This window comes from Urbifossiella limnaea (assembly GCF_007747215.1).
Taxonomy (GTDB): Bacteria; Planctomycetota; Planctomycetia; order Gemmatales; family Gemmataceae; genus Urbifossiella; species Urbifossiella limnaea.
On record NZ_CP036273.1, the window covers coordinates 6,510,538 to 6,532,335 of the forward strand.

Annotated in this window: 19 protein-coding genes; 10 read left to right on the forward strand and 9 right to left on the reverse strand. The window is 73.2% G+C overall.

The genetic code is table 11. The annotated features are described in order from the left end of the window. Positions 1 to 156 precede the first annotated feature (156 nt). The 3 genes from ETAA1_RS26555 to ETAA1_RS26565 all read left to right on the forward strand — a co-directional run bounded on the left by ETAA1_RS26555 (position 157) and on the right by ETAA1_RS26565 (position 2,727). Positions 157 to 1,149 (forward strand): alpha/beta hydrolase, encoded by a 993-nt coding sequence (locus ETAA1_RS26555; protein WP_145243662.1) that lies wholly within the window; start codon positions 157 to 159, stop codon positions 1,147 to 1,149. 11 nt (positions 1,150 to 1,160) lie between these two features. Next, on the forward strand, positions 1,161 to 2,117 hold the full coding sequence (locus ETAA1_RS26560) for a hypothetical protein (protein ID WP_145243663.1): 957 nt from the start codon (positions 1,161 to 1,163) through the stop codon (positions 2,115 to 2,117). Between the two features lie 145 nt (positions 2,118 to 2,262). Beyond that, a complete protein-coding gene (locus tag ETAA1_RS26565; RefSeq protein WP_145243664.1) occupies positions 2,263 to 2,727 on the forward strand; it encodes a hypothetical protein in 465 nt (154 codons plus the stop codon). Positions 2,728 to 2,825: 98 nt separating this feature from the next. Here the strand turns inward: ETAA1_RS26565 and serA are convergent, their stop codons facing one another. From serA to ETAA1_RS26600, 8 genes are all read right to left on the reverse strand, one after another. Then, entirely contained in the window at positions 2,826 to 4,442 is a 1,617-nt protein-coding gene (serA, locus tag ETAA1_RS26570) for a phosphoglycerate dehydrogenase (protein WP_145243665.1), read from the reverse strand. A gap of 68 nt (positions 4,443 to 4,510) precedes the next feature. Beyond that, positions 4,511 to 5,410, reverse strand: a complete 900-nt coding sequence (locus ETAA1_RS26575; protein ID WP_202920427.1) for an aminotransferase class IV — start codon at positions 5,408 to 5,410, stop codon at positions 4,511 to 4,513. Further along, the gene (locus ETAA1_RS32435; RefSeq protein ID WP_202920428.1) at positions 5,407 to 5,904 is read right to left on the reverse strand and encodes a protein-tyrosine phosphatase family protein; all 498 of its coding nucleotides are present in this window, start codon (positions 5,902 to 5,904) and stop codon (positions 5,407 to 5,409) included. The genes ETAA1_RS26575 and ETAA1_RS32435 overlap by 4 nt, the downstream gene beginning before the upstream one ends. After that, the gene (gene eutC, locus ETAA1_RS26580; RefSeq protein WP_145243667.1) at positions 5,901 to 6,686 is read right to left on the reverse strand and encodes an ethanolamine ammonia-lyase subunit EutC; all 786 of its coding nucleotides are present in this window, start codon (positions 6,684 to 6,686) and stop codon (positions 5,901 to 5,903) included. The genes ETAA1_RS32435 and eutC overlap by 4 nt, the downstream gene beginning before the upstream one ends. Next, on the reverse strand, positions 6,679 to 8,148 hold the full coding sequence (locus ETAA1_RS26585; RefSeq protein WP_145243668.1) for an amino acid permease: 1,470 nt from the start codon (positions 8,146 to 8,148) through the stop codon (positions 6,679 to 6,681). The genes eutC and ETAA1_RS26585 overlap by 8 nt, the downstream gene beginning before the upstream one ends. Before the next feature lie 20 nt (positions 8,149 to 8,168). After that, positions 8,169 to 8,618 carry a hypothetical protein gene (locus ETAA1_RS26590; protein WP_145243669.1) on the reverse strand — a complete coding sequence of 150 codons (450 nt, stop codon included), beginning with the start codon at positions 8,616 to 8,618 and terminating at the stop codon, positions 8,169 to 8,171. Beyond that, positions 8,618 to 9,925: a PQQ-binding-like beta-propeller repeat protein gene (locus ETAA1_RS26595; RefSeq protein WP_202920429.1), complete on the reverse strand. Its 1,308-nt coding sequence runs from the start codon at positions 9,923 to 9,925 to the stop codon at positions 8,618 to 8,620. The genes ETAA1_RS26590 and ETAA1_RS26595 overlap by 1 nt, the downstream gene beginning before the upstream one ends. 192 nt (positions 9,926 to 10,117) lie before the next feature. Then, a complete protein-coding gene (locus ETAA1_RS26600; RefSeq protein ID WP_145243671.1) occupies positions 10,118 to 10,435 on the reverse strand; it encodes a hypothetical protein in 318 nt (105 codons plus the stop codon). A gap of 152 nt (positions 10,436 to 10,587) precedes the next feature. Here ETAA1_RS26600 and ETAA1_RS26605 point away from each other — a divergent pair, with 152 nt between their 5' ends. After that, on the forward strand, positions 10,588 to 11,868 hold the full coding sequence (locus ETAA1_RS26605) for a hypothetical protein (RefSeq protein WP_145243672.1): 1,281 nt from the start codon (positions 10,588 to 10,590) through the stop codon (positions 11,866 to 11,868). Positions 11,869 to 11,896: 28 nt separating this feature from the next. Here ETAA1_RS26605 and ETAA1_RS26610 read toward each other — a convergent pair whose 3' ends face one another. Continuing rightward, positions 11,897 to 13,870 (reverse strand): hypothetical protein, encoded by a 1,974-nt coding sequence (locus ETAA1_RS26610; RefSeq protein ID WP_145243673.1) that lies wholly within the window; start codon positions 13,868 to 13,870, stop codon positions 11,897 to 11,899. A 143-nt stretch (positions 13,871 to 14,013) separates the two neighbouring features. On the opposite strand from ETAA1_RS26610, the gene ETAA1_RS26615 reads away from it, so the two are divergent. The 6 genes from ETAA1_RS26615 (at position 14,014) to ETAA1_RS26640 (ending at position 21,793) form a co-directional block, all read left to right on the forward strand. Beyond that, the gene (locus ETAA1_RS26615) at positions 14,014 to 15,801 is read left to right on the forward strand and encodes a WD40 repeat domain-containing protein (RefSeq protein ID WP_145243674.1); all 1,788 of its coding nucleotides are present in this window, start codon (positions 14,014 to 14,016) and stop codon (positions 15,799 to 15,801) included. A 79-nt stretch (positions 15,802 to 15,880) separates the two neighbouring features. Then, positions 15,881 to 17,416, forward strand: a complete 1,536-nt coding sequence (locus ETAA1_RS26620; protein WP_145243675.1) for a hypothetical protein — start codon at positions 15,881 to 15,883, stop codon at positions 17,414 to 17,416. Between the two features lie 179 nt (positions 17,417 to 17,595). Next, positions 17,596 to 18,651 carry a TylF/MycF/NovP-related O-methyltransferase gene (locus tag ETAA1_RS26625; RefSeq protein ID WP_145243676.1) on the forward strand — a complete coding sequence of 352 codons (1,056 nt, stop codon included), beginning with the start codon at positions 17,596 to 17,598 and terminating at the stop codon, positions 18,649 to 18,651. A gap of 195 nt (positions 18,652 to 18,846) precedes the next feature. Further along, positions 18,847 to 19,338 (forward strand): 5-(carboxyamino)imidazole ribonucleotide mutase, encoded by a 492-nt coding sequence (gene purE, locus ETAA1_RS26630; RefSeq protein ID WP_145243677.1) that lies wholly within the window; start codon positions 18,847 to 18,849, stop codon positions 19,336 to 19,338. Positions 19,339 to 19,491: 153 nt separating this feature from the next. Beyond that, positions 19,492 to 20,598: a 5-(carboxyamino)imidazole ribonucleotide synthase gene (locus ETAA1_RS26635; protein ID WP_145243678.1), complete on the forward strand. Its 1,107-nt coding sequence runs from the start codon at positions 19,492 to 19,494 to the stop codon at positions 20,596 to 20,598. Between the two features lie 97 nt (positions 20,599 to 20,695). Next, positions 20,696 to 21,793 carry a dienelactone hydrolase family protein gene (locus ETAA1_RS26640; RefSeq protein ID WP_145243679.1) on the forward strand — a complete coding sequence of 366 codons (1,098 nt, stop codon included), beginning with the start codon at positions 20,696 to 20,698 and terminating at the stop codon, positions 21,791 to 21,793. Positions 21,794 to 21,798: the final 5 nt, after the last annotated feature.

Sequence of the window (21,798 nt, forward strand, 5' to 3'; positions counted from 1 at the left end):
GGCGAGTTCGGTCAGAATACCCCGCCACCCCCCGGTGCGGAAGCGCCGGTCCGCCGAAGTTCGCGGAACTTTCACCCACGCCGTCGGGGTATACTTTTGACCCGCGCCCCATCCGGACGCTAGGATGGACGCTCCGCACTACACTGGAGACTTGGCATGACCCGCCGGACCGCGCCCGGGGTGTCGGCCCTTCTACTGATGCTCGCGACCTCCGCCCCCACGGCCGCCGCCGAGCCGGCGCGCGGGTCGTTCCGCTACGACCCCGTAGACGACGCCACCCACCTCGTCCCCGAGCGCTACCGGATGCCGGCGCGTGACTTCGACTACGCGCTCGCCCCGCGGTACGAGCTGCCGCACGCCAACGTCGCCGTCTTCGACCTGACGTTCCCGTCGGCGGTAAAATCGGCCGTTCCCGCCAACGACACCGTGCACGCGGAGTTCTTCCTCCCGAAGGGCGCGTCGGCCGGGGCGAAGGTGCCCGGCGTCGTGATGCTGGACATCCTCGACGGCCGCGGCCACGTCGCGCGGGCCGAATCGGTATGGCTGGCGCAGCACGGGGTGGCGTCGCTGTTCGTGTACATGGCGCACTACGGCCCGCGCCGCCCGGCCGGCAGCCCGATCCGGCTGCTATCGCCGAACGTCGAGCAGACGATGGCCGGCATCCGCCAGACGGTACTGGACTGCCGCGCCGCGACGGCGTGGCTGGCGGCCCGGCCGGAGGTGAACGCCGACAAGCTCGGGTTCGTCGGCACCAGCCTCGGCAGCATCGTCGGGGCTAACGTGGCCGCCGCCGAGCCGCGGCTGAAGAACGTGTGCCTGCTCCTGCCCGCCGGCGGCCTCGTGGACGCGCTCTACGACCACCCGCAGGCGAAGCCGTACACCGGCCTGCTGGACCTCGTCGGCGGCAAGGAGGGGCTGAAGCGGATCGTCGCCCCGATCGACCCGCTGACGTACGCCCCGCAGCTGCGGCAGCGGAACCTGCTGATGGTCGCCGCCACCCGCGACGACGTGCTCCCGCCGAGCGCGGCGCGGGCGTTGTGGGAGGCGTGCGGCCGGCAGACGATCGTCTGGGTGGACGGCACCCACGTCGGGGCGGCGGCGAACATCGTGCCCGCGATGCGGGCGGTCACCGATCACGTGTCGCGGTAGGGGGGTGGGTCATGGTGCGGGCGCTGGGAATCGTCGGGCTCTTGGTGTTCGCCGCGACCGTCCACCGGGCCGTGGCGGACGAGCCGAAGGCCGGCGAGGCGGCGCCGGCCGACCCGACGGCGCAGCTGCTGGCGAAGCTCCGCCAGCCGCTCGCGCTGGCGCCAGCCGACGAGCTGCAACTCCCCGAGTTCGCCGCCCAGGTCGAGAAGGTGACCGGCATCCCGGTGTCGATCAACCGCGACGCCTTCCGCGGCGACAACAGCCGCCCGGAGGAGATTACCGTCCGCGTGGCGGGGGCGAGGAAGCTAGCCGGCACGGTGGTGCTGCGGGCCGCACTCGGCGGCGAGGGGCTGACGTACCTCGTCCGCCGCGACCACGTCGAGATCGTGCCGACGGCGTTCGCCCTGCGGGAGTCGCGGCAGCCGGTGAAGACCGACGCGAACGGCGACCCGGTGGCGGCGTACCCGCTGGTGTCGGCGGTGGTGAAGAACGTGCCGCTGAACGCGGCCCTCGACGACCTCGCGGCCGACCACGACCTGACGGTGATTCTTTCGCCCCAGGCCGGCGACCAGAAGGCGGCGTTCGTGAGCGCCCGGCTGCTGAACGTGCCGGCCGACAAGGCGGTCGAGCTGCTGGCGCTGCAAGCCGACCTGCGGGTGGTGAAGCGCGGCCCGGCGTTCCTGGTGACCACGAAGGACCACGCCGAGGGCCTGTTCAACGAGCGGATGGACCGGTTGCGGCAGCAGGCCGAGCTGGAGAACCAGCGGCGCCCGGTCGGCGGCTGCTTCATCGGCCAGCCGGGGCTGGGCGTCTGCGGGTTCGGCGGGTGCAACGGGAACCTCGGCATCGCCGGCGGGCAGCCGGGCCAGCCACCCGCCCCGCCCGGCGGCGGCCTGACCGGGTTCGGCGGGCTCGGCATGATCGGCGTCGGCGGCAAGATCGGCTTCGGTGGGGAGTACGGCATCTGACCGGCGGCGGCTCACACCCGCAGGCGCCCGCCGAGCCGCGTGCCGGTCCCCACGTGCGGCCCCGGGTGGTACACTACCTGTGCCGCGACCGCGGACCGGGGGCGTCGGACGACGCCCCCCGCGGGCGGCACTACGGGGACGTGCGATGGCTGTGCCGACGGGTGAGGTGGTGGCCCGGCCGATGGTGGCGCGGGCGTGCGGGTGCATGCGCGAGTTCCAGCACTACAAGGTGGACAAGTACCGGGCCCAGCGGCTGGCCAAGTTTCAGGGCACCCGGTGCGAGGACTGCGTCGCCAAGCTGAACGAGCAGCAGAAGCAGGCCGCCGCGCAGCTGCCGAAGAAGGGCGAGGCGTTCCAGGCACTACCGACCGGCACGCAGCTCGCACTGTCGAGGCTGCCCGACGGCACCTGGGGTGGCTCGCTGACGGCCGAAGGGCGGTCCGTGACCGGCACCGGCGAAAGCCCTCACGGGCTGACGATCGCGCTGGCCCGCCAGTGGGTGCTGGAGGCCCGCGGCCCCGGTGAGGCGCCGAAGCCCACCGCCGCCGCACCTTCACCGAAGCCGCCGGCCGCGCCGAAGCCGCTGCCGGCCGGCGTGCGAAAACCGTAACTCTCGGAATGACCACTTCCCAGTGACCCACCAATGACCAAGTAAGACAGCGGGTGCTGTCCTTGGTCATTGGTGGGTCACTGGGAAGTGGTCATTTTCTATCCGAGCCATCCCGGCGCCTCGCCGGCCGGCGGCAGCGCCACCACGAACAGGCTGCTGATGTGCGGGTGCGCCTTCACCTCCGCCAGCGCCGCCTCGCTCGGCGGGCTGTCCAGGTTCAGGATGCCCACCGCCTCTCCGCCCGGCGCCGCCCGGCCGACCGTCATCTGGGCGATGTTCACCCCGTGCTTGCCGAAGATGGTGCCGACGAACCCGATCAGGCCGGGCACGTCGCGGTGGACGAACACCAGCAGGACGCCGTCCAGGTAGCCTTCCATCCGAAAGCTGTTGAGCTGGACGAGCCGCACGTACTGGTCGCCGAACAGCGTCCCGGCCGCGACGCTCGTGCCGCCCTCGCTCTCCACCTCGGTGTGCATCAGCGCCGCGAAGTCGCCCTTCCTCGGGTTGCTCGACTCGGCCAGCTCGATGCCGCGCTCCCGGGCGAACACCTCGGCGTTCACCAGGTTCACGCCGCTCAGCCGGTACTCCAGCAGCCCCGCGGTGAAGGCGGCCGTCAGAAGTCGCGTCTTCTTCCCGGCCAGGTCGCCCTTATACGTCAGCGTCGCCTTGCGGACGGCACCGTGCGTCAGCTGCGCGTGCAGGAGGCCGAGCCGCCGCGCCAGGTCGACGTACGGCCGCACCTCGGCCAGCTCGCGCGGGTCCACGCTCGGCGCGTTCACGGCGTTGGCCACCTGCCCCTTGAGCAGGAAGTCGGCGATCAGCTGCGCCGCCTCGACGGCGACGTTCTCCTGCGCCTCGACCGTGCTCGCCCCGAGGTGCGGCGTGAGCACGACGTTCGGCGCCGTCAGCAGCGGCTGGTCGGCGGTGGTCGGCTCGGCGGTGAACACGTCCACGCCGGCGCCGCCGATGGTGCCGGCCTTGAGCGCCGCGGCGAGCGCCGACTCGTCGATGATGCCGCCCCGGGCGACGTTCAGCACGACGGCGGTCTTCTTCATCAGGCCCAGTTCGCGGGCGCCGACCAGTCCCTTCGTCTCGGCGGTGGCGGGAACGTGGATCGTGAGGAAGTCGGCGAGCGGCAGCAGCTCGTCGAGCGAGTTGACGGTCCGCAGCCCGAGCTCCGCGGCCTTCGCGGCGGTGACGAACGGGTCGAGCGCCACGACGGTCATGTCGAGGCCGACGGCGCGGCGGGCGACCTCGCGGCCGATGCGGCCGAGGCCGACGACAGCGAGCGTCTTGCCGGCGAGCTGGCTGCCGACGAACTTGTTGCGGTCCCACCCGCCGGCCTTCATGACGGCGTCGGCGGCGGCCACCTTGCGGGCCACGGCGAACATCAGCGCCACCGTGTGCTCGGCGGCCGACACGGTGTTGCCGCCGGGGGTGTTCATCACGACGATGCCGCGGCGGGTGGCGGCGGCCACGTCGATGTTGTCCACGCCGACGCCGGCGCGGGCGATGGCCCGGAGCTTGCCCGGGTTCTCCAGCGCCTCGGCGGTCACCTTGGGTTGCGAGCGGACGATGGCGGCGTCGAACTCGCGGAGGGCGGCGGCGAGGTCGGCGCCTTTCAGGCCCAGGCGGGTCTCGGCGTCGATGCCGGCGGCCCTGAGGAGTTCGAGTCCGGCGGGTTCGAGCTTGTCGGCGATCAGGACGCGCGGCATGGCGGTCGGGTTCCTCGCGGGAAGGAGAGCGGCTGTTGTTGTACGGCGCGGGCCGCGGCGACGCCGCTTCACCCGCCGCCCGCCGCCACTTCCTCCGCCCACGCCGCCCGCAACCGCGTTAGCACCGGCCCCGCTACCGGGAACGCGCGCGACTGGCCCGGCCCCCGCGCGAAGCCCCGCACGCCGACCGGGCCGCACCCGCTGCCGCACAGGATCAGCTCCGTGGCCGCCCCGCCGGCGAGCCGCGCGATCGAGACGCCGGGCTCCTTCCGGACCGGGACGCCGAGCCTGCCGAGCAACTCGGCCGCGACCCGCAACGAGATGCTGTCCAGCGCCGCCCCGTCGGGCGGGAAGTACACCGCCCCCAAGGCCACGCTGAAGACGCCACCGATCGGCGTGTCGAGCACCCCGTCCTGCGTCTCGACCGCCGGCACCGCGTCGGCGTCGGCCCACCCGCGGACGGTCCGCTCGGCGACGTGCCACAGCATCCGGCTGCGGTGCTTCACCCGCGGCGGCAGCAGGTCTTCCGCCTGCGTCGTCTGCGTCCCGGCCACGGCCAGCACCACGCCCTCCTCTGCGAAGCGGGCGTAGCGCGCGGGCACCGGGTAGGTCACCATCCCGAGCGTCGGCGGGCCGTTCGTGGGTTCGCCGACGTAGAACCCGAGCGGCCCCGGCGTGGCGAACGTCACCACCTGCAACTCGCCGTCGGCCGGGAGGAGCACTCCGTTCCGCGCCACCAACTCCGTGGCGATCGCGGTCAGCTCGTCGTCCGTGGCGGCGAGGGGGACGTAGCAGGCGGCGCAGTCGCGGCGGAAGCGCGCGAGGTGGTCGGCCCAGCGGAACAGGCGGCGGCCGTAGGTGCGGGCGTTGTCCACGACGGTGGCGCCGGACACGAACCCGGCATCGTGCAGCGGCAAACTCGCTTCCGCGAACGGGATGAAGCGGCCGTTCAGGTAGGCGACGGTCACGTCGGCACCGGAACGAGGGCGAGCACCTCCGGGCGCGGGTGCGGCAGGAAGTGCGTTCGGCCGTGCCGCTGAACTTCGAGAATCAGGTCGGGGCCGACCATGCTCGGGGGGCCGGGGCTGGCGTCGGGCGCGCGCGCCACGACCTCCTCGCGGACGGCGTCGGGGTCGGCGCCGCAGGCGACGAGGTAGAGCCAGAGCGCGGTGGGGCCGCGGTAGCAGCCGCCGCCGCAGTGGACGTAGACGTGCGCCCCGGGCTGCGTCGCCATGCGGTGCAGCTCGTCGAGGACGTGCAGCGCGGTGCTGGTGGGGATGCGGCGGCTGTCGTCGAGGGGGAACCAGGCGACCTCGCGGAACGCGCCGTCGCCGGCCGCGACCTCGCTCGGCCGGCCGGACACGTTGACGACGTGCGTGACGCCGCGGGCCAGGAGAGGCGCCGTCCAGTCGGCGGGCGGGAAACGGCCGACCGACAGCGCCTCGGTGATGCGGTAGATCACGGCAGTTCCCCCGGGTGCGGCGGAGGAATTGTAGCGGCCAACCCCGGCAGCTCCTCCTTCACGCCAACGCCGCTGGCGCCGGCGCGGGTCACGGCGGCGGCCAGCGCCGCCACGCGCCGCGCCGCGTCGGCCGGCGACACGCCGCGGGCGTGGACGTTCGACACAAGATTGCGGTCGGCGTCGGTGTGGCCCGGCCGCGGACGGTACGCCAGGTAGGCGCTCAAGCTCTCGGCCGTCGCCAGGCCCGGCCGCTCGCCGATCAGCAGCACCACGACCGCCGGATCGAGCAACTCGCCCACGTCGTTCAGGACGCCGACCCGGCAGTTCCAGACCGCGAACGGCCGGCCGAACGTCCAGCCGCGCGCCGCCGCCGCCGCCGCCAGCAGCGGCAGCAGCGCCGGCACCTGTGCGGCCACCGCCGTCGCCGACAGGCCGTCGCCGATCACGACCTGGAGGTCGGCCCCGCGCGGGCACTCGGCCGTGACGCGCTCCCTCGCCGCGCCGTCGAGCCGGCGGCCGAGGTCGGGGCGCGTCAGGAACTCGGTGCGCGAGCCGGCGTGGGTGTTCACGGCGAACAGTCGGTACTCGTCCACCAGCGGCCCGAGGCGGTCCAGGTCCAGCTCGGCGTGAACCGCGTCGCGGGCGGCGGCGTGGTCCTCGCGGAGTTGCAGCCACGTCGCGGTGCGGTAGCCCGGCCCGGCGCGGCCGGCGAGCACCCGCGCCGGCGTTCGCGCCAGCAGTTCCGCCACCGGATCGAGCGGTGACAGCGGGGCGTCACTCATCGCGGCCCCCGGTCAGGACGCCGCGCGGCGGGCCGGGGAAGGTGCGGCGGGCGTGGCCGAACCAGCCGACCGTCAGCAGCGCCACCATGCCAAGCACCACGTACGCGGCCTGGTCGTTCGGCGGCTGCACGCCGACGACGATGAGCCCGACGCACGCGACGACGCTCACCACCGCCAGCGGCCGGTACCAGATGCCGAGCGTCCACGGGCCGAACGCCGTCCACCACCGGCCGTGCGCCAGCAGCCCGATCGCCGTCGGCACCACGTACGAGACGTACAGGAAGATCACGCACACCGCCGTGATGGTGGTGTACACCGGGGTGTACGCGGTGAACGCGACCGCCGCCACGGCCACGCCCCACACCGCGACCGGCGGCGTCTGGAACCGCGGCGACACCCACCGCACGGCCGCGTGGAACGGCATCCCGCCGTCCCGTGCGAACGCGAACGCCATCCGCGACGCCGACGTGACCGTCGCCAGCCCGCACAGGTACTGCGCCACCACCGCCGCGCCGAACAGCGCCGTCGCCAGCCAGCCCGGCACCGCCGCCGTCAGCGTGTGCGCGAACGCCTTCTCGCCGAGCACCGCGGCCGCGTCCGGGTCCGGCATCGCCAACACCACGGCGCAGAGCATCACCCACCCCGCGACGCCCGACACCAGCACCGACCGCACGATGCCGCGCGGCACCGCGTCCGCCGCGTGAACCGTCTCCTCCGCGGCGTGGGCCGAGGCGTCGAACCCGGTGATGGTGTACGCCGGCAGCAGCAGCCCGAGCGTGAACAGCAGCGCGAGCGAGCCCGTCTCCGGCCACACGTTCCCGCCCGCCTCGCCGCTGTAGTTCGTCACCGTCAGGAGGCGCACGAAGTCGAGCGACGGCGCGTAGGCGAGCAGCGCCAGCGTCAGCGCCGCGGACGCGGCGAGAATCCACCAGCCGCTGAAGTCGGTGAGGACGCGGGTGACGCGGATGCCGAGGTGGTTCACCGCCGCCTGCGACGCCGTCATGAGCGCGACGACGAGGAATTGCAGCCGCAACCCGGCCGGGTCGGCGGCGTCGAACGCCGGGTCGAACGCGGCCGCGGCGAAGCGGAAGGTGCCGACGTTGATCGCGGCGAGGACGGTGACGAGGCCGGCGAGGTTGAACCAGGCGGTGGCCCACCCCCAGCCGCGGCCGCCGAGGACGGACGCCCAGTGGTACAGGCCGCCGGCCGTCGGGAAGGCGCTGGCGACCTGCCCCATCGTGGCCGCGACCGCCAGCGACAGCAGGCACATCAGCGGCCAGCCGACGCCGACGGCGACGCCGCCGACGGAGCAGAACCCGACGTGGAACGAGGTGAGGCCGCCGGCGAGGACGCAGATGATCGAAAGCGAGATGGCGAAGTTCGAGAACCCGCCGAGGCAGCGGGCCAGCTCCTGCGCGTAGCCCATGCGGCGGAGCGTGCGGGCGTCGTCGTCGGGCGTCATGCGGGTCCGGGGTTACGGGGTCAGTCGATTACCGCCGCGCCGAACGTGGCGGCCGCCTTCGCCGGGTCGAGGTTGAACACCACCCGCCCGTCGGTGTGCCAGCCGCCGCGCGCGAAGCTGAACACGGCCGTCGCCGGCCGCGGCTCGCGCGCCATCGGGTTCTCCGCCATGTCCGAGTCGGCCTCGGGCTCGAACCGCACCTCGACCGGCACGAGCGCCACGATGCCGCCGGCGGTTCGCGCCAGCACCGCGTCGCCGGTGATGAGGCACGCCACCCACGTCAGCCCGCGCGGCTTGCCGGTCGCGGCGGCGGCTTTCAGCAGGTGCTCCTCGAACCGCTCGTGCTGGAGGCGGAACAGCTCGCGCGCCCGCTCCACCTGCACGGCCCGGCCGAGGTGCCACAGCCACCGCGCCGCCAGCGCCAGCGGCACGAGCCCGGCCGCGAGCCACCACGGGTTCACGTCGGGCATCAGTCGCGCCCCGCGACGCAGTACAGGTACTTCTCCCCGCGCAGGAACAGTTCGCGCCCCACCGCCGCCGGGCTGGCGTCGATCGGGTCGTTCAGCACGTTCGTCGCCAGCACCTCCATCGCGGCGCCGTCCTTCAGCACGACCGTCGTGCCGGTGCGGTCGGTGAGGTACACCCGCCCCGCGGCGCCGACCGGCGAGGCGTAGAACGTCCGCGCCCCCGGCACCCGCTCGCGGTCGAGCAGCACCTTCCCCGTGGCCGCGTCCAGCACGCTCAGCAGCGAGTCGTTCGCCTGCGTGAAGGTGAGCCGGCCGCTCATCAGCAGCGGCGACGGCACGTACGGCGCCCCGGCGGCGCGGCGCCAGTTCCCCTTCGGCTCCGCCCCCAGCTCGCCGCGCGACGCGAGCGGCAGCGACAGGATCACCGACTTGCCGTACCCGGCCATCGCCACCGCCGCGTCGCCGACCCGCACCGGCGACGGGATCGGGTTCGTCGTCATCGTGCCGCCCGACCACAGCTCGGCGCCGCTCGCCAGGTCGTAGGCGCGGACGCGGGTCGTGCCGTTCGCCACCACCACCGTGCGGCCGCCGTGCTCCGTCACCAGCGGCGTGCTCCACGTCGTCTTCTCCTCGCGCGGCGCGGCCCACCGCGTGGCGCCGGTCTTCGCGTCGAGGCAGAACAGCTTGCCGTTCGCCTCCTGGTCGTGGTTCACGACCAGCGCGTCGCCGTGGATCACGGGCGTGACGGCTTCGCCCCAGCCGAGGCGGGTGTTGAGGCGGCCGAGGTCGCGGGACCACAGCAGCTTGCCGTCGAGGTCGTAGCAGAAGGTGCCGGCCGAGCCGAACGAGGCGTACAGGCGCTGGCCGTCGGTGGTGGGCGAGCCGGCGGCGTAGGAGTGCGTGACGTGGTGCCCCTCGTGCGGCACCTTCTCGGCGGCGACGTGTTCCCACCGCACGCGGCCCGTGGCGCGGTCGAAGCAGGTGACGCGGAACCGGTAGAAGTGCGTCGGCGCTTCCGTCTTTCGCTCGAACCCGGGATCGGGCACCGGCAGCTCGGCGGGCGTCGCCTTGCGGTCGGTCTTCTCCGCGGCGAGGAGGAAGATGCGGTCGTCCCACACGATCGGCGTGGCGCTGCCGCGGCCGGTCAGCGGCGTCTTCCAGCGGATGTTGGTGTCCGGCCCCCAGGTGGTCGGCGGGTCGGCGTGGGGGGCGAAGCCGGTGGCGTCGGGGCCGCGCCAGTGCGGCCAGTTGTGCGCCCGGTCGGCGGCGACGCACGCGAGGGCGGCGAGGAAGCACAGCAGGCGCGGCACGGGCGGCCCTCCGGGTGTCTGGGCAGTGTAGCCGACCGGCGTCGCTCGGGCGGGTTTCATTGTGTGAACGGCTTCCCCCCGGGGGGTCGAGGCACGCATTGAGTCAATGCCACAAATTACTGTTGGAACGAAGCCGCGACCCTCGACCGGGCGAAAGTCGTGGCCCGGCCGGCGCTTGCGGCCGGCGCCGGGTCAGTGGTCAATTTGGAACCAGTCGGGCGAGGACGCTTCGTACTTCGAGTACAGGTCGTCGCGGTCGGGCGGCTCGTGATCGATGCCGGCGGCGCCGAGCTCGGCGAGGATGGCGTCGAGGGCGTCGGGCGACACGAAGTACTGCCGGCTCGGGGCGTCGGCGGCGCGGCCGAAGCGGGTGGCCTCGGCGTAGACGCCCTCGTAGTCGTCGGGCCGGGTGCGGAGGACGTGCGTCCAGAAGGCAGTAAGGCGGGCCTTGAGCGCCGCGTCGGCCTCGCCCGGCCGGCCGGTGACGGTCAGAATCACGTAGTCGTCCACGTCTCGCCCCTTCCCCCGCGTGCGGGTGCGGCGTTATCTTAGGGCGGGCCGAACGTCGTTGTTAGGCCGGGGCGCAAGCCCCGTCGGGCGTCCGCACCCCGACGGGGCTTGCGCCCCGGCCTAACAGGTTCCCACTCCCGCGGAGGCGCCCTGTGACCGCCGCCCGCCTGCTCGCCATCGCCGTCGTCGCGCTGCCGCTCCCGGCCGCGGCGCAGGAGGCGGTGTCGCTCGAAGCCCCGCGGCCGGTGCGGGCGCAGCTGAACCGGCTGACCCACGCCGACCCGGGCGTGCGCGCGGAAGCCGCGGCGGAGCTGGGGAAGGACGACAAGAACGCCCCGTTCCTACGGCTCGAACGGCTGGCGGTGGTGACGGAGCCGCACCGGGCGGCGGTCCGCGCGGCGCTGGACCCGATCGAGGCCCGCATCCGGGCGCGGACACGCGAGCGGCTGAAAGATTGGGCGAAGGAGCGGCGGCTCGACCTGCTCGGCCACGCCCTCGCCGACGGCCCGGAGGCGGACGTTCCGGTCGTGGTGGACCGGGTCCTCGCGATCCAGCACGAAATTCACGCCGCCGCCTGGCCGGACACGCCACTCTTCGCGAAGGGTGTCGGGTTCATACCGGCGCGGTCACTGGCCGACCTCGCCCCGCGGCCGGGCTCGCCCCCGTTCCCGGCGGTCCACCCCACGCCGGGCGACGACCCGGCGCCGGACGGGCTGGAGTTCGCCGGCCGGCGCGTGTTCGTGGCCCCCGCCCCGCGGTTCGAGGCGATCGGCCTCGTGGCCGGGGCACACGGCTGCGTGCGCCGCGCCCGACCGCCGATCGATCCGGGGCTGTTCCGGGCCGTCCTGCTGGCGAACGGGCCGGTCTCTCTGGAAGGCACCCGGCGGGCGCTGGTCGTGGCCGACGGCGACGTGACGATCTCCGGCCCGGCCGACCTGTGGCGGACGGTGATCGTCGCGAACGGGTCGGTCACCGCGACCGGCGAACGCCGGCAGGCGATGGACTACGTGCGGGTGTACGCCGCGGGGTCGATCGACCTGCCGGACGCCTTGCCCGGGAGCGACTGCGCGTTCCGGGCCGGCGGCCGGGTGAAGTTGGAGTCGGCGACGAAGCCGGACTTCGCCGAGGGGGTGAAGGGGATGCCGTTCGGCATCCGGTTCGTGACGCCCGAGGAGTTCGGCTTCCGCGTCGCGCCGGCCGCCGGCGGGCTGACGGTGGCGGCGGTCGAGGCGTGGTCGCCGCTGGCGCGGTACGACGTGCGGCCGGGCGACGTGATCGCCCGCGTCGGGTTCGACGGCATGCCCACCGCCGACGCCCTCCGGCGGGCGCTGCGGCGCGGGCTGTTCGACGAGTCGGCGGTGTTCCACGTCGTCCGCGGCGGCGAGCGGCTGACGCGCGTGGTGTACCTCGACGGACTGCCGCGGCGGCCGTGATTCTTTGCCGCTTGCGGCGGAACCGGCGTCACTTCTTCGGGAACTGCCAGTTCTCGTCGAACAGCCCCGCGGCCACGACCTCGTACGCGGCCGGGTCGCGCGGCGTCGGGGCCGGGCGGATCACCGCCCAGTCGCCGAGCCGCGGGTACAGCAGCGCGTTCGTCCCCTTCAGGTCCGCCTCGCCGAACGTGTGGCCGCTGTTGAGCACCACGTACCGCTCGCCCGACGGGTGCGGGTAGATGAGCACCGGCAGGTGCGTCGCGGCGTCGTACTCGGCGCCGTTCACCACCAGCTTCTCCTTCGTCCACGTGATCGGCAGTTTGGGCAGCACCGCGGCGATCTTCGGGTTGCTCGCCGGGTCGCCGAACAGCACCTCGTTGGGTTCGCCCTTGTGCGTCCCCGGCCGCGGCAGGGGGCCGCGGAAGTAGCGGTCCCACAGCCTGGCGAACCCGGCGTCGGCGGCCTTCGCGTGGCGGTCGGTCGCCGCGTGCCAGCCGGCCGCAGACGGCGCCGTGACCTCGAACGAGTACAGGAAGGCGTCGTCGATCGGCCCCTGCGAGAAGGCCCGCTTCTGAGGTCGGTCCGGCGTCTTCCGTGCCGGCTCCCAGCGGCCGTCCACCTTCACCAACTCCAGCGCCCTCCCCGGTGGGAGCGTCAGATTCGCGCCGTCGATCCGCACCCAGTACGCGCGCGTCGCGTCGGCCGCGATCAGTTCCAGCCGGCGAACGTTGGTGGTGGTGCCGGTGAAGGTGTTTCCCTCGCGGCGGAGGTCGATCACCGCCCGCTCGTAGGTGCGCTCCAGGCTGTCGATCCTGGCCCAGTCGCACCGCCCGTACCGCGGCGTGTACGTCACGAACCGCACCCGGTCCGGCACCGTCCGCCCTGTGTCCGCGTACTTACGGTACTCGGCCTCGCACTTCGCCTGCCACTCCGGCGGCTGCGCGTGCTCCAGGCCCGGGGCCACGATGTGCGTGAAGCGGAGCTTCTCGGGGAAGTCCTTCAGCGCGTTCTCGATGTTGTCGGCGGCCTTCTTCTGGCCGTCCTTCTCGCCGCTGTACGCGACCACCGGCACGTTGAAGGCGTTCTCCGCGTACCGGGCCGCGTCGTAGATGCGGAGGCACTTCTCCTGGTACTCCGGTAGCGGGTTCGGCAGGCCACCGATGTAGCCGTGGGTGGTGGTGAACCCGGCGCCGGGGCCGATGACGCAGAACTGATAGGGGCGGTGAAGGCCGATGTGCCAGGTGCCGGCCCCGCCCATTGAGAACCCGCGGAGCACACGCCGACTCGCATCCACAGGCTCCCGCTTTTGCCTAGGGGAGTCGGGATTAAAGTCGAATTCGGCCTCCCACACGTCTTGCTCGCCGGCCCACCGGTAGGCGTTGTTGCCGCGGCCGTACACCTCCAGCTGCACGAACCCCAGGTCTTTCGGCGCCAGCTTCGCCTTGTCATGCAGCGCCAGGAACTTCGCTTCGGTCAGCGCCCCGTCGCGGCCGTGCAGAACGATGTCGAGCCGCCACTTCTTCTTTGCGTCGGAGCCGTAGTCGGCCGGCAGCAGAACCGCGTAGGGCTGAATCGATTTGTCGATCATCGACCGGTACGCCCGCGCGACCCAGCGGCCGGTCTCGTCGCGCCACGGCGCCTTGCCACCTTCGGCTTGCGTCGCGCGCTCCAGGCCGCGGTCGAGCGTGGTCAGCGCCCACTTACCGCTGTCCTTGTGGAACCACTCCTCGAACCGCACGATGTTCTCCGCCGCCCGCAGGTACACCTCCACCTCGATCAACACGTCGTCGGGCGTCTTCTTCGCCTTCAGCCCGGCCACGGCTTCGCGCAGCTGCGCCGTCTTGTCGGTGATGGTCTTCAGGGTGGCGTCGTCGGGGCGGGTGGCGGCGGGCGGCGCGAACTTGTTCTTGTCGGCCTTCTTGCCGGGCTGCTGGCCGGGGCCGGCGGCGGCGAACACGGCGACGGCCGCGGCCGCGGCGGCGGCGAGGAGCGGGGTGCGCACGGGTCGCCTCCGGGGGAAGGGATCGACCGACACGCTACACGCGGCGCAGGCGCGGGGCAAGGGCCGCCCCAACCTTGACCGCCGCCGCCCGCTCTGCTGGAATAATCTCTCGGTCGTCCCCGCCCTCCCCCGAGCCGACTCGCATGACCTCCCGCCTCCTCCTCGCGGCCGCGCTGTTCGTCACCGCCGTCGGCTGCGGCAAGAAGCCCGCCCCCGAACCGGCCGCCGCCGACCCCGAGGAGCAGCCGCGCCCGCGCAACGTCAACCCGCCGCCGTCCGGCGAGCGCGACAGCTCGCCCTTCGCGTGGGTGTCGGGCGAGCGCGACAACACGCCGTTCCCGAAGCCGGCCCAGAAGACGGACAACACCCCCTTCCCGCAGCCCGGCCAGAAGACGGACAACACGCCGTTCCCGCAGCCGGGCCAGAAGCCGAAGACGGCGCCGAGCTGGACCGAGGACGAACCGGGCGTTCCGAAGGACGCCCGCGCCGCCCGGCGGAGCATCGAGGTGAAGGGGAGCGAGGTCGTGGCGTTCGGCCCGCCCGGCTGCCCGGTCATGCTCGTCGGCCAGCAGGTGTACGACCTCAAGACGTTCGAGCCGGTCGGCCAGCTGGCGGAGAAGCCGGACCAGAACTCGCGCCCCGTGCTGACCCACGACGGCAAGATGCTCGCCGTCACCGAGAAGGGGCAGAACCAGTCCGACTCCCCGGTGTTCGTCTACGCCACCGACACGGGCAAGACGCTCCTCACCGTGCCGGCCGTGAAGGGCGCGACGCCCGACGTGATCGCCTTCTACGGCACCACGCACCTGGTCGTCGGCGGCCGGGAGTCCCCGGTCATGAACGTGTGGGAGATCGCCACCGGCAAGCGCGTCGGCGGGCTGACGACCCCGAACCGGCAGGTGCGGCACGGCGAGATCGTCTTCACCCCGGACGGGAGCCACTTCGCCGCCATCATGAACGACAAGCTCGCCGTCGTGAACGGGAAGACCGGCAAGCACGCGGTGATGGCGACGCCCTCCGGCGGCGGCCCGCTCGGCGCCCGCGGCGTGTTCGCCTGGGTCAAGGGGATGGTGTTCTCGCCCGACGGGTCCGAGCTGGCCCTGTTCAGCATCAACCCGAGCCCGCGGCTCCTGGTGTGGAACCCGAAGGGGCAGATCGTCCTCGACGCGGCCGTGCCGCTCCCCAAGTGGATCGGCACCGACGCGGCGCTGCAGTGGCTCCCCGACTCGTCCGGGTGGCTCGTGAACGGCGCGGTGTTCGACCGCAACACGAAGCGCGTCGTGGCGAGCGCCCGGGTGGCGTTCGGCGCGGCGGCCCCGCCGTACCTCGTGGACCAGAGCCGGGTGGTCGGGGCGTTCGGGAACGAGTCGCGCAAGCTGCGGGCGGCGGAAATCCCGTGGCCGCAGATCCGCGAGTCGCTGAAGGCGATGGCCGCGAAGGCCGACGCCGACCTGGCCCCCGGCCGGCCGGTCGCCCTCGACCTGCGGCTGACCGGCGTGGGCGGGAACGAGGCCGAGACGCGGGCCGCCCTGGGGCAGGCGCTGACGGCCCGGCTGTGGCGCGACGGCATCCCGGTCGCGGCGCAGGCGCCGACGGTGCTGCGGCTGAAGCTCGCCGAGATGCCGGGCGACACGCTGCCGATCTACGCGCGGCAGTCGCCGTTCGACTTCCGCGGGGCGGACACCGGCCGCAAGGCGACGGAGGTGAAGGGCGCCGCGGTGCTGGAGTTGTGGGCGGCGGGCGCGGCCGCGCCGGTGTGGCGCGAGGCGCTGAACGCCGGCTCGTCGCGCAGCTTCCGCGAGGACATCAACGACGTGACGATCCGCAAGAGCATGCTGGAGGATCTCGGCCGCCAGCTCGACGACCTGACCATGCCGTACTTCCTGCCGAAGAACAAGGCCACGCTGGCGCTGCCGGCGGTGATCGACTGAGGGCAGCGCTCGCCGAGTTCAGCACCCGCCTGAATCCTGTTCTAAGCTTCTCCGTCGGCCCCCCGGCGGAGGTGAACTGGTGAGGCGGCTGCTGCGGCCGGAAGCGGCGTTCTTTCTCGCGGTGATGCTCCTGCTCCTGCTCGCGTTCCGCGAGCGCGGGTTCTACGACCCCGGCGCGCTGTGGCACGTCAAGGTCGGCGAGCTGATCGTCGACCACGGCTTCCCCACCACCGACCCGTTCACGTACACGTTCGAGGGCCGCACCTGGATCCCCCAGCAGTGGGGCGCCGAGGTGCTGATGGCCGTGGCCCACCGCGCCGGCGGCCTCGACGCCATGCTCCTCGGCTTCGCCGTTCTCGTCGCCACGCTGTACACGCTGATCTTCCGCCGCGCCTTACAGGCCGGCATGGGGCCGATGCTCGCCGGGCTGCTGGTCGGCGCGGCGCTCGTCGTCGGCGCCTTCCACTACTTCGTGCGGCCGCACATGGCCACGATCGCGCTGCTCGGCTGGACGATGATGTGCGTCGTGGACTTCGAGCGCGGCCGCTGTTCGACGTGGCGGCTCGCCGGGCTGATCCCGCTGTTCGTGCTGTGGACGAACCTCCACGGCGGCGTGCTGGGCGGCACCATGACGCTCGGCCTTGCCGTCGCCGGGTGGGGCGTGCTGTTCCTGGCGCGGCGCGAGTCGCCGATCACCAACTGGCGCACCGCCTGGCTCCTCGTCGCCGTCGTCGCCGCGTGCGGGCTGACGCCGTTCGTGAACCCGTTCGGCATGGAGATGCTGAACACCTGGCGCCGCATCGTCGGGTCGAAGGTGCTGCCCGAGGTCGTGAACGAGCACATGCCGCTGGACCCGGCGTCGCCGCTGGGCCTCACCGTCATCGGCTTCGGCGTGCTGTACCTGGCGCTGCTCGCCGGCACGCTGCCGAAACTGCCGCGGGTGTCGTGGCTCATTCCGATCGCGTGGCTCGTCCTGAGCTTCAAGGGAATCCGGCAGGGGCCGCTGTTCGCCATCACCGCGGCGGTCGCGCTCGCCGACCTGTGGCCGCACACCGTCTGGCACCGGCTGCTGGTGAAGTACGGCGACGGCTCCCTGGCGCACGCCCCGGAGCGCCGGCCCGGGTGGGCGTGGGCGGCGATCCCCGCCGCGGTCGTGATGCTGATTGCGACGCTGCAACTGACGGGCGTCGAGGCGCCGGTGGTGGGCCGCGGGTGGGCGCGGCTCGACCCCGACTTCATCCCGGTGGAACTGGCCGACGAGATGCGGGCCTACGCCGCCGCGGTGCCGCCGGGCACGCCGGTGTTCAACGACGCCAACCTCGGTGGCTTCCTGATCTACCACACGCCGACGCTCAAGATTTTCATGGACGACCGCTGCGAGCTGTACGGCGACGACTGGATTCGCGCCTACTCCGACACCCTGGGCCTGCCGCCGGCGGAGCTGGGGCCGGTGTTCGAGGGCTGGGCCGGCCGCTACGGCTTCCGCCGCGCCATCGTGATGACTGACCCGACCGGCACGGAGAAGCCGCCGATCGAGCGCTACCTGCTGGGCGCCGGCGGCTGGCGCGAGGTGGCCCGCGCCAAGCGGGCGGTGGTGTTCGACCGGGTGAACTGAGCGCGACCCCGGTCCGCCTGCGGGGGTCGGCAGAAGCGCGTTAGGCCGGGGCGCAAGCCCCGTGGGGTGTCGAACCCCCACGGGGCTTGCGCCCCGGCCTAACGCGCCTCCGGCTCGGCTTGCGTGGAGCGCCGCGACCGGGTAATCCGTCGGGTCGGTCCGACGACCCGGGGGTGGCGATGCCTGTCGTGACGAGCCTGAAGGCGATGACCCGGCCGTGGCGGGCGCGGCTGGCCCGCCTCCTCTACGCCGGCGACGACGGCGCCGCCCGCGCCGCGACGGCCGTCGCCGACCGCCGCGCCGCCGACCTGGCCGCGGCCCACGACCAACTCGCCCGCTCCGAGGACGCCCGCGCCGCCGCCGAATCCGCCCGCGCCGCTGCCGAGCGCGAGGCGGCCGAGCTCCGGCAGATGACGTGGGAGAAGGCCGTCGCCCTGATGACGGCCGGCCGCAACGAGAAGGACTGGGAGGCGGCCGCCCGGCTCGTCAACCGCGCCGTCGACGAGCTCGTCCGCCCGTGGCACAAGTCCGTGACGTGGGGCGACCGGCTCCTGACGCTCGACAAGTCCGCCAGCGTCATCCGCGAGCCGGTGTTTCAGGAGGCGCTGAACACGTTCCGCGGCCTCCACCCCTACGACCAGTACGACGGCCCCGACACCATCGCGTGGCGGCTGAACACGCTCGTGTGGGCCGCCCGCCGGGCCGTCGGGCTCGACGGCGACTTCGTCGAGTGCGGCGTCTTCAAGGGCGACATGGCGTACACCGTGGCCCGCTGCGTCAGCTTCGAGAAGCTGCCGAAGACGTTCCACCTGTACGACTCGTTCGAGGGCTACTCGCCCAAGTACACCTCGGCCGACGACTTCCGCTTCAACCCGAACTTTCTCGACATGGCGAACGCGGCTTACCGCATCCCCCGGCTGTACGAGACGGTCCGCGACCGCTTCGCCGGCTACCCGAACGTCACGGTGGTGCGCGGCTTCGTGCCCGACGCGCTGGACATGACGGCGCACCAGAAGATCGCGTTCCTGCACATCGACCTGAACTCGCCGCGGGCCGAGGTGGCGTGCCTGGAGACGCTGTTCGACCGCGTGGTGCCCGGCGGCGTCGTGCTGCTCGACGACTACGGCTGGATCGACTTCGTGGCCCAGAAGGAGGCCGAGGACGAGTTCTTCGGCCGCCGCGGGTATCAGGTGCTGGAACTGCCGACGGGCCAGGGGATGGTGGTGAAGCGGTGACGGAGTGTGCCCTCGAATGCGGTCCGGTGCGCTGTTAGGCCGGGGCGCAAGCCCCGTCGGGGTTCGGACGCCCGACGGGGCTTGCGCCCCGGCCTAACGGCTGGTTGGCGCCACCCGCCGGCGCCGCAGCCTTTCACGTCCGCCACCACACTTCTATAACGACGCCCGGCCCCCTCCCCCGCCGGGTCCGCGTTCATGGCCGAGCCGCTCGTCGGAATCATCATGGGCTCCCGGTCCGACTGGGAGACGATGCGGCACGCCGCCGAGTTGCTCGGCGAACTCGGCGTCGCCTACGAGGCGCGGGTGGTGTCGGCCCACCGCACCCCCGACCTGCTGTTCGACTACGCCGAGCAGGCCGTCGGCCGCGGGCTGGAAGTGATCATCGCCGGCGCCGGCGGCGCGGCCCACCTGCCGGGCATGTGCGCGGCGAAGACGTGCCTGCCGGTGGTCGGCGTGCCGGTGGAGTCGGCGGTGCTGCGGGGCGTGGACTCGCTGCTGTCGATCGTGCAGATGCCGGGCGGGGTGCCGGTGGCGACGATGGCGATCGGCAAGGCGGGGGCGCGGAACGCGGCGCTGTTCGCGGCGGCGGTCCTGGCGAACAAGTACCCGCCGGTGCGGCAGGCGGTGCAGGCGTTCCGCGCCAAGCAGACGCAGGACGTGCTCGACCACCCCGACCCGCGGGGGTAGCGGACGAAGGCAGATTGGCCGCAAAAAGGCACGAAAAGACACAACATGTAAGACCGAGCCAAGACCGACGTTGAAATCATTCTTGTTCTTCCTTTTTGTGTCTTTTCGTGCCTTTTTGCGGCCAATCTGCCTTCGTCTTGCTGGGCTCACGACATGCGTTTAGGCATCCTCGGCGGCGGGCAGCTCGGGCGGATGCTCGCCCTCGCGGCGCACCCGCTCGGCGTCCGCCCCACCGTCCTCGACCCCGCCGCCGAAGCCTGCGCCGGTCACGTCTGCCCGCACGTCCGCGGCGAGTTCGACGACTTCCGCGCCCTCTACGAGCTGGCGCAGGCGTCCGACGTGGTCACCTACGAGTTCGAGAACGTGCCCGTGGAGTCGGCCCGGTGGCTGGCCGAGCGCGTCCCCGTGTTCCCGCCGCCGCGGGCGCTCGAGGTGTCGCAGGACCGCGTCGTCGAGAAGACGTTCCTCAACTCGCTGGGCGTCCCCACGCCACCCTTTGCCGCCGTCGAGACGCGCGCCGAGTTCGACGCCGCGGTGACGGCAATCGGCCTGCCGGCGGTGCTGAAGACGCGCCGCTTCGGGTACGACGGCAAGGGGCAGGCGGTGATCCGCACCCCGGCCGACGCCGACCACGCCTGGGAAACGCTCGGCGGCCGGCCCCTCATCCTCGAAGGCTTCGTACCGTTCGACCGCGAGCTCTCCATCCTCGCCGTCCGCGGCCGCGACGGCAGCATCGGCACGTACCCGCTGGTCGAGAACGAGCACCGCGACGGCATCCTGCACCGCTCCGTGGCGCCGGCCGGCGACCTGGGCGAGGAGCTCGGCGAGCGCGCCGCCGAGTACGCGGCGCGCATCCTGACGGAGCTGGATTACGTCGGCGTGCTGGCGGTCGAGTGGTTCCAGGACGGCCCGCGGCTCCTGGCGAACGAGATGGCGCCGCGGGTCCACAACTCGGGGCACTGGTCGATCGAGGGGGCGCACTGTTCGCAGTTCGAGAACCACGTCCGCGCCGTGTGCGGGCTGCCGCTGGGCCGGTGCGACGCGGCGGGGTGGTCGGCGATGTTCAACTTCATCGGCACGGTGCCGGCGGCGGCCGCGGTGCTGGCGGACCCGGCGGCGCACCTGCACCACTACGGCAAGGCCGACCGTCCCGGCCGCAAGGTCGGGCACGTCACCCTTCGCGCCGGCGGCGCGGACGAGCTTGCGGAGAAGCTGCCCGGCTGGTCGGCGGCGTTCGACCGGCCGCGGGCGGGGGGCTGACGGGGTCGCGCAGCTCGTCCTGACGCCGCCCCTTGTGACCGCCCCGCCGCGGTGGTACGTTTCACCCCACCGCCCGACTCTCCCGCGGAGCCCGCGCATGACCCGGTTCGCCGCCGCCCTCGCGCTCGTCGTCGCCGGCGCCGCCCCGGGGTTCGCGCAGCTCGTCACCCGCCCCGTCGCGTACCAGCACGGCCCGGTCGCCCTCGAAGGCGTGACCGTCTTCGAGACGATCGGCCCGCCGAAGCGGCCGGGCGTGCTCCTCGCGCACGAGCAGGGGCCGAACGGCGTCGCCGCGAAGGGGAAGGCCGCGCAGTTGGTGAAGCTCGGGTACGTCGTCCTCGCCGCCGACCTGTACGGCAAGGGCGTGGCCCCGAAGGACGCGGCCGACGCCGCGGCCCGGCTCGGGCTCGGCGGCAAGGACCGGGTGCTCGTCCGCGGGCGGGTCGCCGCCGGGCTGGCGGCGCTGGAGAAGCTGCCGAACGTGGACCCGAAGCGGCTCGCGGCCGTCGGCTACGGCGCGGGCGGCACGGCGGTGCTGGAACTCGCCCGCGCCAAGGCCGAGGTCGAGGGCGTCGTCTGCGTCCACGGCGACCCGACGCCGACCGGGAACGACGGCAAGAGCGTCGGCGCCTCGGTGCTGGTCGTGGTCGGGGCCGACGACCCGGCCGTGCCCGCCGCCAGGCTCGCCGCGTTCGAGGCCGAGATGCGGGCCGGCGGCGTGGACTGGCAGGTACTCCGAATGGGCGGGGTGGCCGGCGACTTCACCAACCCGCTCGCCGGCCGCGACCTGAAGACCGGGCGCGCCTTCGACCCGGACGCCGACGCCCGCACGGCCGACGCGGTGAAGCTGTTTCTCGCCGAGATGTTCCCGCCGCCGAAGGCCGCCGCCGTCGCCCCGAAGGCGGTGCCGAAGGTCGCCCCCAAGGGCGTTCCCGACAAGGCGCTGAAGGTGCTGGAGCACGTGGACCGCACCGGCGACGCGATGGACGGCTACGAGGGCGGCCGCACGTTCGGCAACTTCGAGCGGCGCCTCCCGCAGACGGACGCCCGCGGCGGCCGCGTCCGCTACCGGGAGTGGGACGTGAACCCACTCCGCCCCGGCGTGAACCGCGGCGCCGAGCGGCTCGTCACCGGCTCCGACGGCTCCGCGTTCTACACCGCCGACCACTACGACTCGTTCACCCGCATCCGCTGACGGGA